General features: G+C 34.2%; 7 protein-coding genes. 2 read left to right on the forward strand and 5 right to left on the reverse strand.

Going from position 1 to position 5,636, the window contains the following annotated elements; translation table 11 throughout:
- Positions 1-184: 184 nt before the first annotated feature.
- Positions 185-700, forward strand: a complete 516-nt coding sequence (locus Q0075_RS03680) for a shikimate kinase (protein ID WP_297868335.1) — start codon at positions 185-187, stop codon at positions 698-700.
- On the opposite strand, the gene Q0075_RS03685 is transcribed toward Q0075_RS03680, so the two are convergent.
- The 3 genes from Q0075_RS03685 to Q0075_RS03695 are packed head-to-tail and all read right to left on the reverse strand — an operon-like array spanning position 692 to position 2,152.
- Complete coding sequence (locus Q0075_RS03685) at positions 692-1,186, reverse strand: phosphoribosyltransferase family protein (protein WP_297868336.1); 495 nt, start codon at positions 1,184-1,186, stop codon at positions 692-694. The genes Q0075_RS03680 and Q0075_RS03685 overlap by 9 nt on opposite strands.
- A gap of 8 nt (positions 1,187-1,194) precedes the next feature.
- The gene (locus Q0075_RS03690; protein ID WP_297868337.1) at positions 1,195-1,761 is read right to left on the reverse strand and encodes a methyltransferase domain-containing protein; all 567 of its coding nucleotides are present in this window, start codon (positions 1,759-1,761) and stop codon (positions 1,195-1,197) included.
- A gap of 1 nt (position 1,762) precedes the next feature.
- Complete coding sequence (locus tag Q0075_RS03695; RefSeq protein ID WP_297868338.1) at positions 1,763-2,152, reverse strand: RNA-binding S4 domain-containing protein; 390 nt, start codon at positions 2,150-2,152, stop codon at positions 1,763-1,765.
- Positions 2,153-2,232: 80 nt separating this feature from the next.
- Here Q0075_RS03695 and Q0075_RS03700 point away from each other — a divergent pair, with 80 nt between their 5' ends.
- A complete protein-coding gene (locus tag Q0075_RS03700; RefSeq protein ID WP_297868339.1) occupies positions 2,233-3,186 on the forward strand; it encodes a hypothetical protein in 954 nt (317 codons plus the stop codon).
- Positions 3,187-3,344: 158 nt separating this feature from the next.
- Here the strand turns inward: Q0075_RS03700 and Q0075_RS03705 are convergent, their stop codons facing one another.
- Positions 3,345-3,908 carry a hypothetical protein gene (locus tag Q0075_RS03705; protein ID WP_297868340.1) on the reverse strand — a complete coding sequence of 188 codons (564 nt, stop codon included), beginning with the start codon at positions 3,906-3,908 and terminating at the stop codon, positions 3,345-3,347.
- Between the two features lie 820 nt (positions 3,909-4,728).
- A complete protein-coding gene (locus tag Q0075_RS03710) occupies positions 4,729-5,559 on the reverse strand; it encodes a T9SS type A sorting domain-containing protein (protein WP_297868341.1) in 831 nt (276 codons plus the stop codon).
- Positions 5,560-5,636 lie beyond the last annotated feature (77 nt).

Here is a 5,636-nt window from a genome sequence, read left to right on the forward strand (position 1 = left end):
AACCCAGGACCCCATCATTAAAAGTGATGTGCTCTACCAGCTGAGCTACCAAGTCATTTTATTTCCTTGAATGCGGGTGCAAATATATAAACATTTATTTATTTTGCAATGGGATTTTCTTTTAAATTTGTCTTTTTTTGCAATTAATTTCTTAACCCTTTAATTTATAAGGGATTATTTATTTATGAAAATAGTTTTATTAGGTTACATGGGGTGTGGTAAGTCGGTAATAGGGGCTTTTTTAGCGGAGCAGCTTCAAATTCCGTTCTATGATTTGGACCAAGAGATTGAAAAAGAAACGCACAATTCGATAACAGAATTGTTTCAATTTAAAGGAGAAATTTATTTTCGTAAAAAAGAAAATGAAGTTTTGAAAACTTTTTTAACTAAAAAGTATGACTTTGTATTAAGTTTAGGAGGAGGGACGCCTTGTTATTATAATAATCACGAACTATTACTTCAAGAAGGAGTGTTTTCTGTTTACTTAAAAGCTTCGGTTGATACATTAGTAAGTCGATTGATAAAAGAGAAAGCCCAACGTCCGTTGCTTCACAATCAAGATGAGGTTTCTTTGAAAGATTTTATCAATAAACATTTATTCGACCGAAACTTTTATTATCATCAGGCCACGAAAATAGTTTCCGTGGATGATAAGTCGGTAGAGCAAATTGCAAATGAAATTAAGTCTTTATTAGCTTAAATAGGCATACGAGTTGTTTTCTTCAAAAACCACTTGAATGTGTTCTTGTAGCGATGTCGACAATGATAATCCTTTGAAGTCAGCTTTTACAGGGTATTTTTTGTGATTTCTGTCTACTAAAACTGCTGTTTTGAATTTACTCAGAGGTACTTCTAAAAAGTGTTTTACTCCGTAGATTAGGGTTGTACCAGAATTCAAAACATCGTCAATTAAAACTAAGGCTTTGTTTTTATAATCTTCTGGAGTTATAGAAGTCGTTACAACATCTTGTGGGTTTTGTTTGTTGATTTTAACTTCACAAAGTGTTACATTCAAATCTGAAATTAAAGCTAATTCAGCAGCTATTTTTTCAGCAAAAATAAATCCGTTATTGGCAATTCCAGCTAAAATTACTTCTTTTTCGTCAACAAATGTTTCGTAAATTTGGTAAGCAATTCGTTTGGTTTTGTGTTTGATTTCTTCGTGCGTTAAAATAATATTTTCCATGTGTGTTGTTATTTGACTTCAAAGATAAAAAAGAGTTCTTTATTTTCTCTTGGCTTTATCGAATTATGTGCTTTTTCAAGTGTTTTAATTGTAAATTTATCTGTAAATCGATTTAAATATTCGGTTTCAGAGCCTCCAAATGGCGGACCTTCACTGGTTAATGGGAAGTCAAATAATAGTCCCGCTAATTTTCCTTTTGGATTTAAAAGCGAAGCCATTTTTTCAACATATTGCGGACGCAGTTCTGGTGGTAAAGCGCAGAAAAACGTTTGTTCTAGGATTAAATCGAAAGTCATATCCAAAGCAAAAAAATCAGAATGGATCAAATGTGAAGCAAATTCTGGCTTTCTAATTTTGATGTTATTTAAAGGAGTTTCGGCAATATCAACAACAGAAACATTTTGAAATCCGTTTTCAATTAAATAGTCAAATTCATAACCATTTCCGGCTCCTGGAATTAAAATCTTTAGATTTTTATCGGTTAATTGGTCAATGTATTCTTTTATTGGAGTGGTAATCGAGCCAGCATCCCAACCCGTTTCTCCTTTTTGATAGCGTTCTTCCCAGTAGTTCATCTTATTCAATTTCTTCAGATTCGACACTATCATCTAAGTAGTCGTCGATATCTCTTCGTTCTTTTTTTGTAGGACGACCAGTGCCGTGAGCTCTATAATGTTCTTTCGATAATTTTAATAATTCTAAATGCTCAAAAGCTTCTTTTGGTGTTTCATCCTTGCGGTACATGTCCACAAGTTTAGCTCCCAAACGATTTTGAGGAACATCTAAAATGGTTAATTTATAGTTGATTTGGTCTTTCCTTAAAGTAATTTTATCGGTTGGAAATATCTCGCGCGACGCTTTTGCTACTTGTCCATTTACAGTAACATGACCTTTTTTTACTGCTTCTGCTGCAATGCTTCGGGTTTTGTAATATCGCAAACACCATAAAAGTTTATCAATACGCATAATATAAATCAAAAAACCTTGTTAATATTTCTACAAAAATAAATGAAAATTGTATCTTGCGCCCTATAAATTTTATAATAATGAAAAGCCTTTTTAAAATAGTACTTTTATTAGTTTTTGCTGTAACACTTTTCGCATGTAATCCAGATAACGGTCCTGCAACTGTTAAGATAAAAGATTATCAAGAAGTGTATGACGAAAATATTGTGGAGATTGAAGATTACTTAAAAGAAAATTATTTAGAGCTGGACGCCGATTTAAACGCTACAGTTACTAAGATTCCTGAAAACGGAACACAAACGTCTATATGGAATCAAACCGATTATCCACTTCAATCTATTACGGTAAAAAATGATTCTCGTTCTACTTTATTAACAGATGGTAGAATTGAAGACGATGTAGACTATAAATTGTATTATATTGTTTTAAATGAAGGGGGTGGTGAAAATGTTACAAGTGTAGACTCTACTTTAGTAGCATACAAAGGTTGGAATTTAACAAATGAGGTTTTTGATTTAAATAATTTTGGAGTTTGGTTTTCATTTCCAGAATCTTCTGTTTCTGCGATTTCAGGGTTTAGACAAATTCTTTCTAAGGTAAAAACAGAAGAGTCTCATGTAGAAAACAGTAACGGTACTGTTACCAGAGTAAACTATGGAAATGTATTGGTTTTTATCCCTTCTGGGTTGGCTTATTTTTCTGGCAGTAGAGAGAATATTAATCAGTATGCGCCAATTGCTTTTCAAATTAAATTATTTGATTTAAAAACCCGCGACCATGATAGAGATCGAATCCCAAATATTTATGAAGATTTAAATAATAATAATGATTATTTTGATGACGATTCGGATGGCGATAAAATTCCTGATTTTTTAGATGTAGATGATGATGGAGATGGAAAGCTAACAAAATTTGAAATACGAATGCCAATACCTGCTACTAGCCCATATCAATATTATGACTTCAATTCGATACCCGTTTGCGCTCAAGATCCAAATGGTAAGAAAGTACACTTAAGCAATTATTGCAGATAAGAGATTATAAAAAAGCCGACATAACGTCGGCTTTTTTTTGGTTCTTTCTTAACGAATTACCATTCAAATTTAATTTCTTTAAGCGTATTATGTAGAATTACAAAAACAACAGAATTATATAAATTGCAGTTTTTATGGCTACCATAAGATTTCATTTATTAAAATCTATACCCAATTCTTAAGTGTAAGTTAAGAGCGGCATCGCTTTCATTTTTTAAATAACCAGCTTGTTTAGCAAAAATATAACGGTATCCAAGTCCAATCCCAGTTTCATAATTGAAATGTTTTCCAATATTTCTTCGTATTCCCCATGTTGGAACAATCGAAATATCGCTAATAATTGCGAGGTTGTCATAATTTGAAATCACAAACCAATCGGGATGATAACTTGTTTTAAGTGAAATGAAATTACCGCTATTTCCGTCAATCTTTTTTGATTTGCTTACTCGGGTATTTAAATTATAATACCATCTAGGTTCAGCCGTTATAACGGGCGTCATTAAAAAACCTGTTTTGTCATAAAAATCTCCGCCCCAAATTCCACTATCAAAACCAATTTCACTTCGCAATGCTATTTGATTGGATAATTTACTTTCGTTATGAACCCAAATACCTAGAAATCCAGTTTGAATACCAAATACCGATTTTTCAACGCTTGCATTTTGTGATTTTATGGTTATGGAAAAGCATAGTACTACCAAAGACCAGATTGTTTTCTTCATGAAATAGTAATTTATTTTTAGATATCGTTATTCTTACGTTCTGCGGCTTGCTCTCAGTGGCGTTGCACCAACACCAAGCCATTACAAATATAACAAAACATTCCATTCAGCAGCGGATTTTCCGTAGGAAAATCCGGAAGTAGCCATTGAAGCAAACTGCTGTGTGTGCCCTGCATATGCAGGACACACCCCGAAAGCTTTTCAAATAGTTCAAAAATACAAATTTAGTTTTACGAACCAAGTTTTCGGGGTGTTATTTTTCCAGAGGGTGTAAGTCCCTTACGAGCGGACTGAAAACCCGAATCGTTAGCACGTGGCAAGGTGGTTTATCGTGAGGTATGCACTGAAGGAAGCCAATCGGCAAAATCCGGTACTGACGAACAGAAACGTCATATGAGGCAAGTTAAAGCGGATAAGCGTCCACAGCAACGTAACGTCCAAAGTTTACCAAAACTTTAATTTGTAGATGGCGCAGGGATTGGAGGAAGGAAAAAGCATTTACCAGGGGAGGTCTTGGCGATTACGAGTTAATCAAGTCAAGAAGTCAGCAGAGGTCATAGTACTTGAAGGCAAACGAGATGCGAATAGATACCGCATAGGACTCACAAACAGGGAAGGACTGAACGTAAATCTCCAAGAAATTCGATTAGGAAAGTTATCTTAGCCTAGTCTTAAAGTAAATTATGGATAGCTCAAAAGGTGCAAAGAGCTTTTGATTGATGATTTACGAACCGCCAAGTACGTGGCCCGTACGCTTGGTGGTGTGAGAGGCTCTCCCTGCTAGTTTCTAGCAGGGCAGTCTACTCGATTAGCAAATCGTTTAGTTCTTTAATAATCTAATTACAGCTCTTTTTTCACCAGACGTTACGTTTACGAAATAGACTCCAGTTGGCTCGTTTAGGTAGAGTTTTAATGTTTTTTCATTATCAAAAGACATCGAACTAAATGTTCTTCCAGTAATATCGGAAATTGAAATCTCAACAGATTCGTAAACTGAACCTAGATCAATTGAGAAAATACCATTTGTTGGATTTGGATAAACTAAAAATCCTCCACCAAAATCATTTTCAATAATTCCTAAGGTTGATATAACATATGTTTGAATATAATAATCACCAGGATAAGGTAAACAACCAGGGTCGAAAGCAGTTCCACTGGCGTATTCGCCTCCACAGTTCAAAGAATTTTCCAAATGCCATCCTCCAAAAACCGGCTCCATACCTGTAAAAGGATCGATGTAACAGTTTTGACCCGGAAGGACAGACAATTCAAGAGTGTAAACCTGCCCGGAGGTAATGTTTGCAGGTGTTGAGAAATTAATTTGATACATACTTAATGCAGAACCTGTTGGAATTGTAAAATTTTCAGTAGTCAGCACAGTACCTGTACAAGTACCGTCGTAAATTTTTGCTGTACAATTCATAATATTAGTCTCAGTACAAACTCTAGCTGATAAACCAGCCTTAACGCTCGTAAGATTGCCACTTATTCCGGCTGTAAATGATTGCGCAAGGGTTTGGGTTTCAGATAAACCAGTGTATGACATACAATTACCAGTAATACCGGTGAAATCAACATCTAATGTTTGAGCATTTGAATTCATCAATAATAAACTTAATGTGATCGTTAAATAATTTCTAGATTTTTTCATGTTTTAATTTTTAAATGTTTGCTAACGTCAGACTGTGAAAAAACTCACAATCTTTTTAACAAAAATAGTAAAAAACT

The sequence above is a fragment of the uncultured Flavobacterium sp. genome, assembly GCF_937967675.1.
In the GTDB taxonomy this organism is placed as follows: Bacteria; Bacteroidota; Bacteroidia; order Flavobacteriales; family Flavobacteriaceae; genus Flavobacterium.